The 17,479-nt window shown below is 32.7% G+C and carries 15 protein-coding genes; 5 read left to right on the top strand and 10 right to left on the bottom strand.

Annotated elements, in window-relative coordinates; translation table 11 throughout:
- Position 1 precedes the first annotated feature (1 nt).
- The 6 genes from RMO70_RS08135 to RMO70_RS08110 all read right to left on the bottom strand — a co-directional run bounded on the left by RMO70_RS08135 (position 2) and on the right by RMO70_RS08110 (position 7,234).
- Positions 2–1,645 carry an NADPH-dependent assimilatory sulfite reductase hemoprotein subunit gene (locus tag RMO70_RS08135; protein ID WP_310555930.1) on the bottom strand — a complete coding sequence of 548 codons (1,644 nt, stop codon included), beginning with the start codon at positions 1,643–1,645 and terminating at the stop codon, positions 2–4.
- Between the two features lie 50 nt (positions 1,646–1,695).
- A complete protein-coding gene (locus tag RMO70_RS08130) occupies positions 1,696–3,396 on the bottom strand; it encodes a flavodoxin domain-containing protein (protein WP_310555929.1) in 1,701 nt (566 codons plus the stop codon).
- On the bottom strand, positions 3,386–4,201 hold the full coding sequence (cobA, locus tag RMO70_RS08125; RefSeq protein WP_310555928.1) for a uroporphyrinogen-III C-methyltransferase: 816 nt from the start codon (positions 4,199–4,201) through the stop codon (positions 3,386–3,388). Before cobA ends, RMO70_RS08130 begins: the two co-directional genes overlap by 11 nt.
- A 125-nt stretch (positions 4,202–4,326) precedes the next feature.
- A complete protein-coding gene (locus tag RMO70_RS08120; RefSeq protein WP_310555927.1) occupies positions 4,327–5,568 on the bottom strand; it encodes a GTP-binding protein in 1,242 nt (413 codons plus the stop codon).
- Between the two features lie 28 nt (positions 5,569–5,596).
- The gene (gene cysD, locus RMO70_RS08115; RefSeq protein ID WP_310555926.1) at positions 5,597–6,502 is read right to left on the bottom strand and encodes a sulfate adenylyltransferase subunit CysD; all 906 of its coding nucleotides are present in this window, start codon (positions 6,500–6,502) and stop codon (positions 5,597–5,599) included.
- A 33-nt stretch (positions 6,503–6,535) separates the two neighbouring features.
- Entirely contained in the window at positions 6,536–7,234 is a 699-nt protein-coding gene (locus RMO70_RS08110; protein ID WP_310555925.1) for a phosphoadenylyl-sulfate reductase, read from the bottom strand.
- Positions 7,235–7,924: 690 nt separating this feature from the next.
- On the opposite strand from RMO70_RS08110, the gene metK reads away from it, so the two are divergent.
- Positions 7,925–9,175: a methionine adenosyltransferase gene (gene metK, locus RMO70_RS08105; protein WP_310555924.1), complete on the top strand. Its 1,251-nt coding sequence runs from the start codon at positions 7,925–7,927 to the stop codon at positions 9,173–9,175.
- A 112-nt stretch (positions 9,176–9,287) separates the two neighbouring features.
- Positions 9,288–10,130: an outer membrane beta-barrel protein gene (locus RMO70_RS08100; protein ID WP_310555923.1), complete on the top strand. Its 843-nt coding sequence runs from the start codon at positions 9,288–9,290 to the stop codon at positions 10,128–10,130.
- A gap of 196 nt (positions 10,131–10,326) precedes the next feature.
- Here the strand turns inward: RMO70_RS08100 and RMO70_RS08095 are convergent, their stop codons facing one another.
- Positions 10,327–13,038 (bottom strand): carboxypeptidase-like regulatory domain-containing protein, encoded by a 2,712-nt coding sequence (locus RMO70_RS08095; protein ID WP_310555922.1) that lies wholly within the window; start codon positions 13,036–13,038, stop codon positions 10,327–10,329.
- A gap of 43 nt (positions 13,039–13,081) precedes the next feature.
- Positions 13,082–13,978, bottom strand: a complete 897-nt coding sequence (locus RMO70_RS08090; RefSeq protein ID WP_310555921.1) for a GLPGLI family protein — start codon at positions 13,976–13,978, stop codon at positions 13,082–13,084.
- A 127-nt stretch (positions 13,979–14,105) separates the two neighbouring features.
- Between RMO70_RS08090 and RMO70_RS08085 the strand changes: the two genes are divergently transcribed.
- Genes RMO70_RS08085 through RMO70_RS08075 form a run of 3 tightly spaced genes read left to right on the top strand, consistent with a single transcriptional unit; the run spans position 14,106 to position 16,129 of the window.
- Positions 14,106–14,897, top strand: a complete 792-nt coding sequence (locus RMO70_RS08085; RefSeq protein ID WP_310555920.1) for a hypothetical protein — start codon at positions 14,106–14,108, stop codon at positions 14,895–14,897.
- Positions 14,897–15,511 carry a deoxynucleoside kinase gene (locus tag RMO70_RS08080; protein WP_310555919.1) on the top strand — a complete coding sequence of 205 codons (615 nt, stop codon included), beginning with the start codon at positions 14,897–14,899 and terminating at the stop codon, positions 15,509–15,511. The genes RMO70_RS08085 and RMO70_RS08080 overlap by 1 nt, the downstream gene beginning before the upstream one ends.
- 33 nt (positions 15,512–15,544) lie before the next feature.
- Complete coding sequence (locus tag RMO70_RS08075) at positions 15,545–16,129, top strand: carboxymuconolactone decarboxylase family protein (protein WP_310555918.1); 585 nt, start codon at positions 15,545–15,547, stop codon at positions 16,127–16,129.
- 61 nt (positions 16,130–16,190) lie between these two features.
- On the opposite strand, the gene RMO70_RS08070 is transcribed toward RMO70_RS08075, so the two are convergent.
- Together RMO70_RS08070 and RMO70_RS08065 are read right to left on the bottom strand one after the other, a co-directional pair.
- Positions 16,191–16,499, bottom strand: a complete 309-nt coding sequence (locus RMO70_RS08070; RefSeq protein WP_310555917.1) for a hypothetical protein — start codon at positions 16,497–16,499, stop codon at positions 16,191–16,193.
- 68 nt (positions 16,500–16,567) lie between these two features.
- The coding region (locus RMO70_RS08065) for a sodium/proton-translocating pyrophosphatase (RefSeq protein WP_310555916.1) at positions 16,568–17,479 on the bottom strand (912 nt) is incomplete at its 5' end.

The following is a 17,479-nucleotide window of genomic DNA, read 5'->3' as shown; positions in this document are numbered from 1 at the left end:
ATTAAGAAAAGATTGTTCTAAACGCAAAATCCCCAAATGTTTCTTTGTCATTTTTTTTATCTATGTATAAACCAAGTAATTGATCGACTTCTTCTAAAATTTGAGCTTCAGTTAGCTTTTCTTTATACAGTTTATTCAATCGTTCCCCATATCGATCGCCACCTAGCATAAAATTATATTGACCTGGTCCTGTGCCTACAAAACCGAGTTCAGCTACATACGGACGACCACAACCATTAGGACAGCCCGTCATTCTTATCACAATTCCTTCATTTTGCAGTTGATATTTCTCTAAAATAGGTTCGATTTTAGTCACCAATTCTGGTAAATAACGTTGTGCTTCGGCCAAAGCCAAAGGACAAGTTGGCAATGCCACACAAGCCATAGAGTTTTTTCGAAGAGCACTGTCGTTTTTATTTATTTGATGTTGTTCAATTAAGGCTTCAATTTTAGATTTGTTTTCTTCAATTACTTCTCCTAAAATCAAATTCTGATTTCCAGAGAAAATAAAATTAGATACCTGTAATTGCGCTACTTCTAGTAAAAATTGCTTTTGATCTGGTTTGACAACGCCGTGCTCAATAAATAATGTATAAAACCATTTTCCTTGTTCACTTTTTTCCCAACCAAAACGATCGCTTCTTTCGGTAAACTGAAACGGTTGTTCTGGTAACAAATCAAATCCGATGCGTTTTTCCAATTCTTTTTTAAATCCATCAACAGTCAATTTATCAACTGTATATTTCATTCTAGATAGTTTTCTATCTACTCTATTTCCGAAATCTCTTTGAATCGTTAGGATTTCATACACTACTTTGAGTGTTTTTTCTTCCGTATCTGTAAAACCAATAATAGAACCCAATCTAGAATACGTATTCGGATTTCCGTGTGTTGTGGCTAAACCTCCACCAACAGCTATATTGAAACCTTTTAACTGATTGTTTTCGATAATGGCAATCAATCCTATATCATTGGTAAAAACATCCACATCATTTGAAGGTGGAATCGCGATGGCAATTTTAAATTTTCTTGGTAAGTATCTGTCTTCATACAAAGGATCTGCTTCTGATGATCGTTCATAAATTTTTTCTCCATCAATAAAAACGTCGTAATACGATTGCGTTTTTGGCAATAACAAAGTGGAAATTTTATCAGCATATTCGTAAATTTCTTTATGAATAGAGGATAATTGCGGATGAGAACTCACGATTACATTCCTATTTACATCGCCACAAGCCGCAATAGAATCAAGCTTAGCAGTATTAAAAGACTGAATTGTAGGACGCAATTGGTGTTTTAATAAACCATGCAATTGCAGTGTTTGCCTAGTTGTTATTTTTAAAGTTCCTGTTCCGTATTGCTCCGATATTTCGTGTGTTGCAATCCATTGATCTGCGGTAATTACACCACCTGGAATTCGCAAGCGAATCATAAAGGAATACAACTTATCTAATTTTTTGGCGGCTCTTTCGGCTCTTCGGTCACGGTCATCCTGAACATACATTCCGTGAAACTTCACTAAAGTTTCATCGCCTTGACGGACGTTTCCTGTATGGTTATCTAAATCGATGCTTTCTTTTAGAGTTCCTCTAAGACCATCACTTTTGGTCTTTATGGCTTCTATTGGCGATAATTTCTCACTCATTTTTTTAGTTTTTAGTTGATGGTTGAGTAAAACCCAACAATCATCAACAATTAATAGACGTCTTTTTGGTATTTTCCTTGATTTTCTAAATCTTCTAAAACTTCCTTGGCTTGATCTTGCGAAATATTTCGTTCTTTGGCAATGACTTCAACTATAGCTTGTTCAACATCTTGACTCATTGGACTTTTCTGACCACATACATATATACTTGCACCATTTTCTAACCATTTATTAAAGTCTGATGCCTTTTCACGAATACGATCTTGTACATAAATTTTTTGTTTTTGGTCACGAGAAAAAGCGGTATCTAATTTTGACAAAACGCCAGTGCTAATCCATTCTTGAATTTCGGTTTGGTAATAAAAATCCAATACAAAATGTTGCTCCCCAAAGAATAACCAATTTTTACCTTCTGCTCCAGTTGCATCTCTATGTGCTAAAAAACTTCTAAAGGGCGCAATTCCTGTGCCTGGTCCTATCATAATAACATCTGTATCTTCATTAGGTAATCTGAAATTCTGATTTTTATGAATGTAAAATTCCAACTCCGTATCAATAGGATAATCGGCTAAAAACTGTGAAGCCAATCCTGTTTTAATTATATTTCCAACTTTGAAAGTATTCAAATTAACCGTTAAATGTACTTGCTCATCGTGCGCTTCTGGCGATGATGAAATAGAATACAATCGTGGTGCAATGGGCAATAAGATTGTAATCAAAGCTTCGATAGTAGCCATTTCTGGTTTTGAAACTTGTTTTAAGACATCAATCAAATCGGCTTTTTCAAATTCGATGTACGTTTGAATTAAAGTTCCAATTTGATCTAAAGAACGCTTACTTAAACCTTTAATATTTCTTTCAGATAGCCATTTTTCAGCTGTTTCTTTTTGGTCTTTAATAGTTATTTCTTGCGTTGCATCTGTTCCAAAATAATTCAAAATAAAAGCAATATCTTCTTGTGTGTTTTTAGGAATCACGCCCAAAGCATCCCCTGGTTCATAAATTATTTCATCCTCAGAAGTAATTTCGATATGATACGTTTCTTTATTAGAACCCTTATCATTTAATATTACTTTATGACTGATAATTCCAGTATAATTTTTTTTATGAGCTGTTTTTTCAGACTTTGCAATACTAACATTCGTATCAGTTGTTGGACTATCATTAAAAACATTTAACAAATCATTTTCCCAATCTATAACGTTTTGTGCAAAATCTACATCGGCTTTGACCAAAGGCAAGAGTTGTTTTCCTCCTTTTTTTATTAGAATTTCATCAAGTAAAACACCTGCATTACAAAATAATGGATAAGAAGAATCTCCCAAACCAAAAACGCCAAAAGATACATTGCTTAAATCTACATCAGAAGCTTTTAGTTTTTCGTAAAAAGCAATAGCATTTTGCGGAAATTCTCCTTCTCCTTGTGTGCTCATTACAAACAAAACCAAACTCTCTTTTTCTAATTTAGTTAAGTCATATTGAAAAACATCAACCGCTTTGGCTTGAATTTTGTTTTTTTTGAAGTTGGCTAATAATTGTGAGGCTACTTTTTTAGAATTTCCAGTTTCAGTTCCATAAATAATTAGCGGTTTAACAGAAACAGGAATGGCAGCAGAAGTAACGGGGGTATTTACTCCCAATTTATTCCCATCTAAATAGCCCGCTAAATAGCCTTTTGTCCAGATAATTTCTTCGTTTGTGGCACTTTGCACTAATTGTTGCAATAGTGAAAGTTTAGTTTCAGATAGCATTTTGATAGGTGTTTTTATGGTTGTCGAAATAAGATTCTATAGTGTTTGATTCTTGGAACCAATGAAATTTTTTGTGAAGATTGACTACATTACCCACAATAATTATGGTAGGCACAAATTCAAAATCTGGTAAAACTTTATTTTTTAATTCTTCAAAAGTAAATACTGTTGTTTTTTGAAAAGGAGTTGTAGCTTGCTGAATAATTGCTATTCCTTTATCAGAATCTATACCATTTTTACCAAGAAAATCAGCTAAAGTGTATAGCTTTTGTCCACTCATATAAAAAACCAAAGTATCTTCAGTAGTTGCCCAATCTTCCCATAACTTTGGCGCAACATTTTTTAAATCATACAAGGTCAAAAATCTAACTCCTCTAGAATGCTCTCTCGCTGTTAAAGGAATGGCTGTATATGCCGCAGCTCCAAAAGCGGCAGATATTCCTGGAACAATTTCATAGGGAATGGCATACTCGGCTAAAATTTCTAATTCGTCAAGTACATTAGAAAACAAAGAAGCATCTCCTCCTTTCAAACGTAGCACCAGTTTTCCGAGTAAAGCAAACTCTACAATTAGTTCGTTAATATCTTTTTGAGGTGTATGAATTCCTTTAGAACATTGTTTGCCCACATAAATCACTAACGCATCTTTTCGAGCGTTGTTTTCGATTAGAACAGGAGATACTAATCGATCTGTCAAAATCACATCAGCAATTTGAAGGTATTTTAGTGCCTTGACACTAATCAAGTCTGGATCTCCAGGACCTGCTCCTGCTAAGATTACTTTTCCTTTATTTACTATTTTCATCTTCCATAATTTTTAATATGTAATAAGAATGTATCCTTGTTTTATAAACAAGGTTTTATACTATTACAGAATATTGTGAATTGGGTTTTCTAAAACCTTTTGAATGTATTATCAAATTCTCTTTTTTACTTGTTTTCGAGAAACATTAAAGCGCCAACGGTTGTGCAAGTTGTTTCATCAATTAAAATGGCATTCCCTGATTTTGGATTGGTTAAAAAAGAATCATAAAACAAGGGTTGATTAGTTTTTATTGAAATTTGAGCGATGTCATTAAGTTTAATTTCATTAGTTTGAGAAAACTCCCAATCATTGATATTCCATTTCTGGTTTATTTCCAATACTTTTGCTCTAACATTTCTAAATCTGTGTTGTAAAGTATAGGTTTTACCAATTTGCAAATCGGTTGTGTCCAACCAAGAAATCCAAGTTTTTATTTCTGTTCCTTCGATGATTAACTCGTTTGCTTTTACGACAGAATCTCCACGGCTGATATCTATATTTCCATCAAAATGCAATACAATATTATCTCCTGCTTTTGCCACCTCTATTTGCTCTAAATTTCGCTCTATTTTAATAATTTTAGTCTCCATATTTGAAGGGGAAATTTTTACAGTATCATTTACCTTATAGCTACCACTTAAAACCAGACCTGCATAACCTCTATAATCGTGATTTTCTTCATCTTTTGGTCGAATAACCCATTGCACTTGAAAACGTGACACTAAATTTTCGGACGTAGGCACTTCAATTTCTTCTAATGTTTCTAGTAATGCTTTTCCTTCATACCACGGTGTATTTTCTGATTTTTGGACAATATTGTCACCAGCTAGTGCACTAACTGGTATAAATATAATTTCGTCAAATTGCAATTCGCTTTTGATGGCTTCAAAATCATTTTTGATTCCATTATAAATGCTTTCAGAATAATTAACCAAATCAATTTTATTAATAGCCACGATGGCTTTTTTGATTCCCATTAATGATCCCACACTAGCGTGCCTTTTGGTTTGCGTTGTAATTCCTTTTCTAGCATCTACTAAAAGAATAATCAAATCAGAATTAGAGGCCCCAGTAATCATATTTCGAGTATATTGTTCATGACCTGGAGCATCGGCAATAATGAACTTTCTTTTTTTAGTAGAAAAATATTTGTAGGCAACATCAATAGTGATGCCTTGTTCTCTTTCGGCCCTTAAACCATCTGTAATTAGGGATAAATCAATATCTACTCCTTCTTGTTTGGTTTGTTTTTGTAGTAAGCCCAATTGATCAGTGTGTATGCTATCTGAATCATAAAGCAATCTCCCAATCAGCGTACTTTTCCCATCATCAACATTTCCAGCTGTTATAAATCGTAATGTATTCATTGTTTTATGTCTAAAAGTTTAAAAGTCTTTAAAAATATCCTTGTTTTTTTCTATCTTCCATAGCGGCTTCAGACAACTGATCGTCAAGTCGTGTTTGTCCTCTCTCGCTAATTCTGGTAATAATAATATCATCAATGATATCTTGAATACTAGAAGCATTAGAAGGAACTGCTGCTGTACAAGTCATATCTCCAACAGTTCTATATCGAACTCTTTCGGTAACAACAATATCATCTTGCAAGGGCTGAATGAATTCGGAAGTTGCGACTAACTTGTCTCCATATAAAATACATTCTCTATCATGAGCAAAATAAAGATCGGGTAATTCAATATCATATTTTTGAATGTAATTCCATACATCTAATTCGGTCCAATTACTAATAGGAAACACACGAACATTATGTCCTTTTTGCACTTTTCCATTTAGAATATCCCATAATTCAGGGCGCTGTAGTTTTGGATCCCATTGTCCAAAGTCATCACGAACAGAGAAAATTCGTTCTTTAGCTCTTGCTTTTTCTTCATCTCTTCTAGCACCACCAATACAAGCATCAAACTCATTATCTTGAATCGCATCAAGCAAAGCATAGGTTTGTAAAGCATTACGAGAAGGAAACCGACCTGAAGTTTCTTTTAAATTGTATTTTTTAATACTATCTTCGACAGAAGCAACAATTAATTTTTCACCAATTTGATTCGCTAAATAATCTCTAAATGCAATTGCTTCAGGAAAATTATGACCTGTATCGATATGCACTAATGGAAAAGGAAATTTACCTGGACGAAATGCTTTCAAAGCAAGGTGCACCAAAACAATAGAATCTTTTCCTCCAGAAAATAACAAGGCTGGTTTTTCAAATTGTGCAGCCGTCTCTCGGAGAATATAAATTGCCTCGTTTTCTAATTGTTCTAAATAGTGATTCGTATTTGCCATTTTTTTTTATTTACGTTTAGACTTTGTTTTTATTTACTGTTTATGTAATCCACATTCTTTTTTTGATTGATCTTCCCACCACCAGCGTCCGTCTCTAAAGTTTTCACCCTCTTTAATTGCTCTTGTGCAAGGAGCACATCCAATACTCACAAAATTTTGATCATGAAGTATATTATATGGAACACTATTCTTTTTGATGTATTCTTTTACATCGACTGTGGTCCAATGTAACAATGGGTTATATTTGAAAACTTGGAAATGCTCATCCCATTCAATTACATTAAGTCCGTTTCTATTATCAGATTGCTCAGCCCTAAGTCCAGTTATCCATATTTTTGCTCCAGTAAGCGCTCTTTTAAGTGGAACTACCTTTCTAATATGACAACATTCCTTTCTAAGTTCAACTGAAGTATAAAAAGAATTAATTCCATTATTTTGAACATACTCTTCAATTTGCTCAGTATTTGGATAATATGGTTTTATTGAAGCGTTGTATTGCAATAATGTTTTGTCCCACAATGCATAAGTTTCAGGAAAAAGTCTACCTGTATCTAAGGTAAAGGTTTCAATGTTTTTTATTTTCTGACTAAAAATAGCATGAAAAATAACTTGATCTTCAATGCCAAAACTTGTTGAAAACACTATTTTGTCATCAATAGATGCTGATAATAACTTAATGTTTTCATCAAGATTATTGCTTTTTACAATATTCATTAAAAAATTTGCATCCATAAATAATTTATAATTATAATTTTATTACATAAAAAAGCCCTTTTGGAATGGTACCAAAAGGGCTTATAGTTTGACTATATAAAGATTAAATCCTTCGCTTTTGATAATAGTTTGATGGTGCACAACATAGACACATCATACAACAACACACGATCATTTTATTAGCTACTGAATTATTCATTTTATATTTTTAAATTCTGTTAATAAAAAAAACCTCTGCGGTTTGCAGAGGTTCTATTGGTTATATTTTTAATTTAAAATTATACAATAGTGTCCTCTGCGGAAATCTCCGACATCATACAACACACATTGCAAATAGTAAAATTCATCTCTTTATTATTTTATTTAACAAATGTAGAATAATTTTCTATTATCGCAAATTTTATAGATTATTTTTCTAAATTTTGTTGTTAATTTACAATTAAACAGGATAATAATCTAAATAAATAATTAATAACAGAATATAAATCTAAAATAATTCAAAAGCTACATCGGCATAAGAATTAAATTTAATCAAAAAAAAGTTAAGATTGCTTATCAATTCAAATTCGTTTTATACATTTGCGCCATAATAAAGAGGAAAAATTTGAACTGATTGCAACCTCGTTAAAAAATGCTAAAGCAGAACACTTCTACTTTATCATTTTCTGCAATTTTTTCGTTTTATAAAATTTAACAATAAAATATATTATGGCTTATTTATTTACGTCAGAATCTGTGAGTGAAGGACATCCAGATAAAGTTGCAGATCAAATCTCTGATGCATTAATTGATAATTTTTTGGCTTTTGATGCTGAATCGAAAGTAGCTTGCGAAACATTAGTTACTACTGGTCAGGTTATTTTGGCTGGTGAAGTAAAATCGAACACCTATCTTGATGTTCAGAATATCGCTCGTGAGGTGATTCGTAAAATTGGTTATACCAAAAGTGAATATATGTTTGAAGCCAATTCTTGTGGAATTTTATCAGCTATTCATGAACAATCGGCAGATATAAACCAAGGTGTAGATCGCGCAAGCAAAGAAGAACAAGGCGCTGGCGATCAAGGAATGATGTTTGGTTACGCTACAAATGAAACCGAAAACTATATGCCATTGGCACTTGATTTGTCTCACGCTTTGTTGATTGAATTGGCTAATTTACGTAGAGAAAATAACGAAATTAAGTATTTGCGTCCTGATGCAAAAAGCCAAGTTACTTTAGAATATTCTGACGACAACAAACCACAACGAATTGATGCGATTGTAATATCAACACAGCACGATGATTTTGATGAAGAATCAAAAATGTTGGCTAAAATAAAAACAGATTTAGTTTCTATTTTAATTCCTAGAGTGAAAGCAAAATATCCTCAATATGCTCATTTATTTAATGACAATATAACTTATCATATCAACCCAACTGGAAAATTTGTAATTGGCGGTCCTCACGGAGATACTGGTTTAACAGGAAGAAAAATTATCGTGGATACTTATGGTGGAAAAGGTGCTCACGGTGGTGGTGCATTTTCTGGAAAAGACCCAAGTAAAGTAGATAGAAGTGCAGCTTATGCAACTCGTCATATTGCCAAAAACTTGGTTGCCGCTGGTGTTTGCGAAGAAATATTAGTTCAAGTTTCGTATGCAATTGGTGTTGCAAAACCAACATCAATAAACGTGGTTACTTATGGCACCAGCAAAGTAAACTTGACCGATGGTGAAATTAGCAAAAAAGTAGAAGCTATTTTTGATATGCGCCCGTACTTTATAGAACAAAGATTGAAATTACGTAATCCGATATATAGTGAAACTGCTGCTTACGGACACATGGGTCGCAAACCAGAAACAGTAACTAAAACCTTTAATGCTCCAGGCGGATTAACCAAAACCGTTACCGTGGAATTGTTTACTTGGGAGAAATTAGATTTTGTGGATCAAGTGAAAAGTGCTTTTGGAATTTAGATTTTTAATCCAAAAGCTTACAAAGACAGATAATAATAAACCCTGATTGTTAATTTAGTCAGGGTTTTTGTATTATAAAATTGTTATATTTGACAAACTTTAAACAAAAAAGATGAAAAAATTATTTTTAGGATCTGCAACTATTGTTGCTATTTTGTTTTCTCAAGGCAGTATTGCACAAGGGGAAAAGGGTGCTTATGTGAATATCAACGCTGGATATGGATTAGGAAATGACTCTGGAGAAATAGTTGCCTATCGTTGGGGAATAATAAATTCTACACAAATTAATCCTACAACCAGCAAAACCGAATTAACAAAGGTTGCATTGGGTAAAGGATTGAATGTTGGCGCCACTTTTGGGTATATGTTTAACAAATATGTTGGTGCTGAATTGGGCGTTAACTATTTGCTAGGGGGCAAAACAGAAGGGAAACAAACTGAATTATCTGGTGATTATTCTAATTCTAGTATTTCTGCAAAAATGTTGCAAATCAAACCAACACTTGTTATCGCTGGAGGGTTTTCCAAAGTTAATCCATACGCAAAATTTGGTGTTCTTGTAGGTATTGCCAGCGTAATAAATCTTGAAAGTGAACAAAGAAGCGGAACAGATATTCTTAATAGTAACTTAAAATTTAGTGGCTCTAGCTCAATAGGTTTTCATAGTGGCGTTGGATTATTGTATAGTTTGAACGATAAAATTAGTCTTTTTGGCGAGTTAAATATGGTGAACCTAAACTACTCTCCTAAAAAAGCTAGTTATACTGAATATTCTGAAAATGGCGTTAATGTTTTACCATTGATTGATGTTGCGGATAAAGAATTTGAATTCGTGGATAGCTTCACTAACGACAGTTCCATTCCTTCAAATCCAGCACAACCTAGTAAAGAAGTTAAAGCCACTTTTAATTTTGGAAGTCTTGGATTGAATATTGGTATGCGATATAATTTTTAAGAATTGCTCTATTTAAAACAAAACCCTGATTATTAATTTAATCAGGGTTTTGTTTTTTAGCCCTGATAATAGTGAAAAGCCCGCAGTTATTGATGGCTTTATTTTTTTGGCTTTGCAAAGCGACCAAAGGAAGCTCTTGCAAAGCCTTAAAAAATTTACCATCAAAACGAGGACTTGAAACGAATAGCAGGAATAGCTACAAATTATATTTCAAACTTAACATAATGTATCGTGGTTGCACCACATATTGCGAGGTGCTGAAGCGGGATTGATTGAAGTTGTCGTCGTTGAGTGATGTTGTGTTTAGAATATTGGTGGCGGAAAGTTTGTATTCCATTTTTGCATTTTTCTTCTGATAAATAAGGCTTGCACTTAAAAAATCGTATTCGTTATCGACTGTTTTAGAATTGTTTGTATAATGGTAATATTCGTATTCTGAAACGAAAGAAAATGCATCGAGAAAGTAATAATCTAGCTTAATTGACGGGGTTTGAGTAAAAAATGTATCGTTTTGATAATCATTTATCGTATACCCAAAACCCAACTCGATATTAGGCAGCTCTTTGTAATTTGTAGACGCTTTGAAAGTGTAATTCTGAGTTATACTTTCGGTAGTGATTCGATTGTTATTTTGAATGTTATTGAATTTTGACCAATTTATTGCCGCACTCAAATTTGCTTTGTAATATCTAAAAAACGAACGCCCATAATTTCCCGCTCCAGACAATATCTCGTCTGCAAAATTGGAGTTTATAGCAGTCGCTGTTTGATTGATAAAATCAAAATCGGAAGCGTTTTTGACAGGATTCATTCTTTTGGAATAGGAAACATTTGCAAAAATATTCTCAAAATTAAACATATTGTATTTGAAATATCGCAACGAATGGGTTTGTGAAGTGGCGTTTTCTAACTGTCTGTTTCCTCTAAAAATAGTGTTGTAGTTGTTCAACACGTTGCCTTCTGCCAATTTATTAATATCCGTAAAATCATTATTGTAAGTTAAGTTGTATGTTAGTGTTTCTGATTTTTTTATTTGATACAACGCATACATATCTGGTAAAATTCTATAAAAATCTTGTGTGAAATTTGAGCCTAATTGTTGGTTGCTTGTATTGAATTTATGAATCGAGAAACCTGGATTGAAAGTAAATTTTCCTGTTAAGAATTTATAGTGTAAGCCTATAAAAACGTCATTAAAATTGTATTTTACTTGGTTTTTATTTTCTTGAGAATTAATGTTATTTATATTTCCGTTGTCAAGTGTCTGAAAAATAGAAGAGTTGAAATTTTGATGCGAATAGGTGCTTCCAAAGGTTATATTGATATTGCTTTTTGGGGTAACCATATAATAATAATCTAGTTTTGCATCAATCTTATTGGTTTGTACAAATCGGTTTTGATTTAGATTGGTTCTGCTTGTTGTATCATCATAATTTAAAATACTTATAAAAGGATCATTTTGTAGGTTTGCATTATAAAACGGATCTTCGTTTTGATACAAATGTTGCAATTCTAAAGTGAAAACATTTTTGTCACTTTGCGTATAATATCCATTGAAATTTTGATTTATTGAAAATGGATCTTGTTTTTTGGCTGTAAATATATCTTGGCTATTTAGAAAAACAGTATTGAGCCCAAAGGTTTGTTGCGATAAGTAAGTGTTTTCATTTTGTTGGGATTGCTTCGCCAAAACATCATAATCAAGCTGTAATTTTGAATTTGGTTTATATGTTGCGCTTAGTTTATATAATCCTAAATTGTTTTTTTGTTTTGCTATTTCGTCTCTTTTTTCGGAAGAAAAAACGGCTTTTCCATCTTCGGCTAGTAAACTGGTTTGGCTTTTTGTTTCTAAATCGGTTTCGGTAGCAGAAAGTATGACAAATCCAGAAATACTTAGCGTTTTTGAAGGATTGAATGAGAAATTTGTGGCTCCAAATTGTGTGGTAATTTCTTTGGCTCGATTATTTCTTAATAATGAAATACCCAAATCGTTGGAAGAAACGTTAAAATTGGTTCCTCCTTTTTTCATCATATTTCTAAAACCACCTGTGAATTTGAAATAATCTTGAACAGTAAATGGCAACTCTCCAATGTTATTAAAATTCCCTAATACATTAATACTATATTTCGGGCTGTAATAAAACAGTTTTGGATTTGCTTGATACCTACTTTCCTGATGTCCAACTCCCGTTGCTGCTGTCATATCACCAAACCAAAAATTCTTTTTTCCAGATTTAAGCTTGATGTTCATTGCTACATTGTCTTCGTTATTTTCTAGACCTTTGAGCGCTCCTACTTCATTATAATTTCGTAATACTTGTACTTTGTCAATCGCATCAGCTGGAATGTTTTTTACGCCTAGTTTGGTGTCACCATCAAAAAAATCTTTGCCTTCCACCATTAGTTTCGATACTTTTTCACCTTCCACTTCCACTTCTCCATCAGCATTTACTGTAACTCCAGGTAATTTTTTAAGTACATCTTCCAGCTTACGTTCAGTTCCTGTTTTGAAAGAATCTGCATTGTAAATTATGGTATCGCCTCTAATGGAAACTGGCATTTCACGCACAATTTCGACACCTTCTAGTTGTGTCGCATCGGACTGAAGTAAAATAGATTGGATTATATCTTCCGATTTTGTGTTGATTGTTAGATTTTTTGTTTTTAATCCTAAATAAGAAAATTTTACATTGTAGGTTGTATTTGCTTTGAGTGATAACTGAAACTTTCCTTTGTCGTTTGTTATCGAATAGGCATCAACCGCTTTGGTAACTTGATTAACCGCCATAACATTAGCCATTTCTAGTGGCAGGTTTGTAGTGTCTTTTACAACACCTTGAAAAGTGATGTTTTGAGAAAATGAAATTACTGTTTGAAAGAAAACAAAAAGGAATACTATTTTTTTCATTGAAAATTTAAATTTTAGAATGTCGATGAATCTATTTACTTAACTATCTACCCATTCTAATTTGCATTCCACTGTTTCCACCACGACCTTGATTCATTTCACGAAATTCTTCCATTTTTTTAATAACTGTTTCGTCGTAGTCTTTTTGCGAAATTACTGAACCTTTGGTTGGTGCTTTTATTTCTACTTTTTCTTTGGCATTGAGGATAATTTTAGAACATAAAATAGTAGTTTTCCCATCGTTTACTTCCAATATTAAACCTGGCAAACCCCAATAGTTTTCTGGTCCTTGATTGACAGGGATTTCTGGCGAATACCAAGCTGTTACTGTAATGTCTTTTGGCATTTCCACCTCATCCATAAAGTTGGTTTTCTTGTCTTTTGTTTCTGCTTTTTCACCTTCTTTTTTTTCTTCTTGTTTTTTAGGTCTAAAATTTCTGAAATCGGTTTTACTTGCTGGTCTTACTGCTGTGGCCTTCATACACATATAACCGCCTATTTCTCTGGTTTCGCTTTCCATTTTCCATTTTAGAGTTGGTAAAGAATCTTTTACTAAAAATTCTTTACCCATAAATTCTTTATCCACACTATAGGATTTGTCTTTTACGTTCTTGAAAAATGTTCCGCCTCCACCCATCATAGAACTCATCATTCGCATACCGCCACCTTGAGTTCCTGGCGCCTCCAGTTTTTCTTCTTCTTTGTATATGGATGTGTTTTTATCAAAATTAAGAATGAATGTTTTTTCAAACATTTTTTTCATTCGTTCTTCAATTGTTTTTTGCATTTCTGGAGTGATGTCTTTGTTACCTTCAAATCGAGATTTAAAATCAGCTGTACTCGTTTTGGATTCATAAACTGCCATTCCTTGGAAATCCTTTTGTGCAAAAGTGGTTATAGAAATCAATAATACTGCTAAAGTGGAAACTATATTTTTCATTGTTTAAGTTTTTTAATTTTGACTTAACAAATATGACGAATGAAATTGTTTTTTGTTACCAATAGTTTGTTAAATAAAGTTGTTGGACAATTAATTTTATAAAAAGTTTAATTGTAATTTTACTTCTATGAAAAAAATATTTTTGCTTTTTGTTATACTATTCTATGTTTTGGGGTTTTCGCAAAACTCAAAAATACACCCTGTTTTAAAAAATAGTTATTCTATTTCAGCTGACACTTATATTGGTTTTGATGCTTTTGGTTTTGATTATTATATAAAGGATAATGTTTTATTCAAAACAAAGGATACAGAAATGTTTCAATATAAAAATATTTCTTTAGGGAAAATTTCGAAAATTGACATTCAAAACCCCTTAAAAATAATCTTGTTTTATGAAAATTTCAATACCATCATAGCTCTTGACAATCAACTAAATGAGGTTCAAAAAATTAATCTTTCAGAAATCAATCCAAACATAGCAGCAACGGCAGTTGGCATTGCATCCAATAATACTATTTGGCTTTTTGACAGTTTAAAACAACAATTTGTTTTTTACAATTATGTAAAAAATACATTTCAAAACATTGGTTTACCTATTTCAAAAACAATAAAAAACTACACTTCTGGATTTAATACTTTTTATTGGATTGATGAAACTAATGCTTTTTACTCAATGGATATTTTTGGAAAAATCAAACTCATCAATCAAATTCCAGAATACGAACTTATTTTTATTGTGGACGAAAAAACGATTCTTTATTCAAAAAACAATTTAATTTACATTTTTGATGTTAAAAAAAACGATTCCACTTGGTTAGAAAATATTCCAAAATCTGTTAAAAATTTTTATTATAAAGAGCAAATTTTGTCTATTTTTACCAACGAAGGAATTATCAATTTTAAAATCAATATACCATAATGCACATAGCAATAGCAGGGAACATAGGCGCTGGAAAGACGACACTTACCAAACTTTTAGCAAAGCATTTTAAATGGGAACCTCATTTTGAAGATGTAGTTGACAATCCCTATTTGGATGATTTTTATCACCAAATGGAACGATGGTCATTCAACTTACAAATATATTTCTTGAACAGTCGTTTTCGTCAAGTATTGCAAATTCGTGAAAGCGGTAAAAAAATCATTCAAGATAGAACTATTTATGAAGATGCACATATTTTTGCACCGAACTTGCACGCAATGGGATTGATGACCAATCGCGATTTTCAAAACTATTCCTCGCTTTTTGAACTAATGGAAGGATTGGTTGGCGCACCAGATTTGTTGATTTATTTGCGAAGTTCCATTCCAAATTTAGTTGGTCAAATTCACAAAAGAGGTCGAGAATATGAAAACACTATTTCTATAGATTACTTAAGTCGTTTGAACGAGCGTTATGAAGCTTGGGCTGAAGGGTATGATAAAGGAAAATTATTAATTATCGATGTGGATAATGTAGATTTTGTAAACAATCCTGAAGATTTAGGAATAATTATAAATAGAATTGATGCTGAAATAAATGGTTTATTCTAGCCCTAAATTTTTCTGATATTTCTCCAAAAAAATATGCCACTTGTAAACCCACTTCCTGCAAACCACGACGAAGAAACTCGTAAACTCGCTGAATTTTTCAATGAAACATTAGGTTTTTGTCCTAATTCAGTCTTAACGATGCAACATCGACCGTCCATATCAAAAGCTTTTATTAATTTGAATATGGCGGTTATGGAAAATAATGGCCGAGTAACTTTAAAACGAATGATTGGTTGGGTTTCTAGTAATGCTGCCGGATGTCGTTATTGTCAAGCACATACCATTCGTGCTGCTGAGCGTTATGGCGCTGAACAAGAACAGCTAGATAATATTTGGGAATATAAAACACATCCTTCATTTTCGGCAGCTGAACGTATTGCATTAGATTTTTCGATTGCGGCTACTATGATTCCGAATGCGGTTGATGCCACTATTAAAGCTGAATTATACAAGTATTGGAACGAAGGCGAAATTGTTGAAATGCTAGGCGTTATTTCGCTTTTTGGTTACTTGAACCGTTGGAATGATTCTATGGGAACTGTTGTAGAAACTGGCGCTATAGAAAGTGCAGAGAAATACCTAGGAAAGCACGATTGGGAAGTTGGGAAACATCAATGATTTAATTTATGAATACATAAATAGTATAAAAAACTCTCCCAGCAAAATTTTATTATTAAATTCAACAACCACTTCCTTTGCCAAAAGTATTATTATATACAATGATAATTATAAAACATAGAATTGGCAAAACAAAACCAGCGGTCTTCCACTTTGAATAATAATCTAATGGATTTCTTACCATAATTACAACTGCTGATATAAGAAAAATAACATTCGCAATAGGATTAAATAGTAGTGCAGTTACTGCATTCGACGTTTTACTTCCAGAATGTGAAGTAGAAATACTGAAAATCAATAATACATTTATCACTATTGTTAACATCACCAAAGCTATATAGCTTGAATCATCTTGTTCTTCATCATCCATATTAACTATGTTAAATAACTAAATACCTCTTTTTGTTTTAAAAGAGGTATTTAGTCTATAATTTACTATTATTTCACAGTAACTCTAACATCTACTCTTCTGTTTTGAGCTTGACATTCTTTTGTGTCGTTTGCCTCACATATTGGATGTAATGGCCCGTAACCTTCCGCTTTTACAACCGCACCTTTAACAATTCCAGCGGCTTCTAATTTTGCTTTTACAAAATCAGCTCTTTCTTGCGAAATTTTTTGATTGATTGCTAGGTCACCCGTATTGTCTGTATATCCTCCCACTTTGATTACCGCTTTTGGAAAAGATTTCAAAATAGCCGCTAAATTAACAATTTGTTCGTTTGAAGCTTCTGTTAATTCCGATTTGCCTGACACAAAATACGTTCTATCTAACGAAATCCATCCTTTTGATTTGTCGGCATCAACAACTGATTTTGGGTCAGATAAAAAACTAAACAATTTGAATTCAGAAGATAATTTACCCACTTTCAATTCTTGACCAGAAGGCAATTTTACAACCGTGTTTTCACCCAAATCATAGATGTAATTTCCATCAGCATCTAGTTTTGATTCTCCAACAATTGGTTCACCAAGAACTTCTCCAGATAACATTTTACAGTTAGGATTCACACAACCTTTTGTTTCACACTCTTCTTTGCTCATTGATGAACAAGTTCCTTCAACTTGACAACAAGATGCTTTTACAACTGTAGTTGAATGCGAACCATTTCCTAAAATTGGAGCAATTACCAAACCAATTAAACACGTTAATTTTATTAAGATATTCATAGATGGCCCAGAAGTATCTTTAAATGGATCTCCAACAGTATCTCCAGTTACCGCTGCTTTGTGCGCGTCAGAGCCTTTGTATGTCATTTCTCCATTAATCATAACACCAGCTTCAAAAGATTTCTTAGCATTGTCCCAAGCACCACCAGCATTGTTTTGGAAAACTGCCCAAAGCACACC

Origin of the sequence: Flavobacterium sp. (genome assembly GCF_031422135.1) — a bacterium.
Lineage (GTDB): Bacteria > Bacteroidota > Bacteroidia > Flavobacteriales > Flavobacteriaceae > Flavobacterium.
The sequence above is the reverse complement of the archived record's forward strand: the minus strand, read 5'-3'. Positions and strand labels throughout refer to the sequence as shown.

Excerpts from the sequence above, each read along its gene's own strand:
- RMO70_RS08080 (WP_310555919.1), top strand. The coding sequence starts at position 14,897 with ATGCACATAGCAATAGCAGGGAACATAGGCGCTGGAAAGACGACACTT.
- RMO70_RS08110 (WP_310555925.1), bottom strand. The coding sequence starts at position 7,234 with ATGGATGCAAATTTTTTAATGAATATTGTAAAAAGCAATAATCTTGAT.
- RMO70_RS08085 (WP_310555920.1), top strand. The coding sequence starts at position 14,106 with ATGAAAAAAATATTTTTGCTTTTTGTTATACTATTCTATGTTTTGGGG.
- RMO70_RS08100 (WP_310555923.1), top strand. The coding sequence starts at position 9,288 with ATGAAAAAATTATTTTTAGGATCTGCAACTATTGTTGCTATTTTGTTT.
- RMO70_RS08070 (WP_310555917.1), bottom strand. The coding sequence starts at position 16,499 with ATGGATGATGAAGAACAAGATGATTCAAGCTATATAGCTTTGGTGATG.
- metK (WP_310555924.1), top strand. The coding sequence starts at position 7,925 with ATGGCTTATTTATTTACGTCAGAATCTGTGAGTGAAGGACATCCAGAT.
- RMO70_RS08120 (WP_310555927.1), bottom strand. The coding sequence starts at position 5,568 with ATGAATACATTACGATTTATAACAGCTGGAAATGTTGATGATGGGAAA.
- RMO70_RS08095 (WP_310555922.1), bottom strand. The coding sequence starts at position 13,038 with ATGAAAAAAATAGTATTCCTTTTTGTTTTCTTTCAAACAGTAATTTCA.
- RMO70_RS08135 (WP_310555930.1), bottom strand. The coding sequence starts at position 1,645 with ATGAGTGAGAAATTATCGCCAATAGAAGCCATAAAGACCAAAAGTGAT.
- RMO70_RS08130 (WP_310555929.1), bottom strand. The coding sequence starts at position 3,396 with ATGCTATCTGAAACTAAACTTTCACTATTGCAACAATTAGTGCAAAGT.
- RMO70_RS08090 (WP_310555921.1), bottom strand. The coding sequence starts at position 13,978 with ATGAAAAATATAGTTTCCACTTTAGCAGTATTATTGATTTCTATAACC.
- RMO70_RS08075 (WP_310555918.1), top strand. The coding sequence starts at position 15,545 with ATGCCACTTGTAAACCCACTTCCTGCAAACCACGACGAAGAAACTCGT.
- cysD (WP_310555926.1), bottom strand. The coding sequence starts at position 6,502 with ATGGCAAATACGAATCACTATTTAGAACAATTAGAAAACGAGGCAATT.
- cobA (WP_310555928.1), bottom strand. The coding sequence starts at position 4,201 with ATGAAAATAGTAAATAAAGGAAAAGTAATCTTAGCAGGAGCAGGTCCT.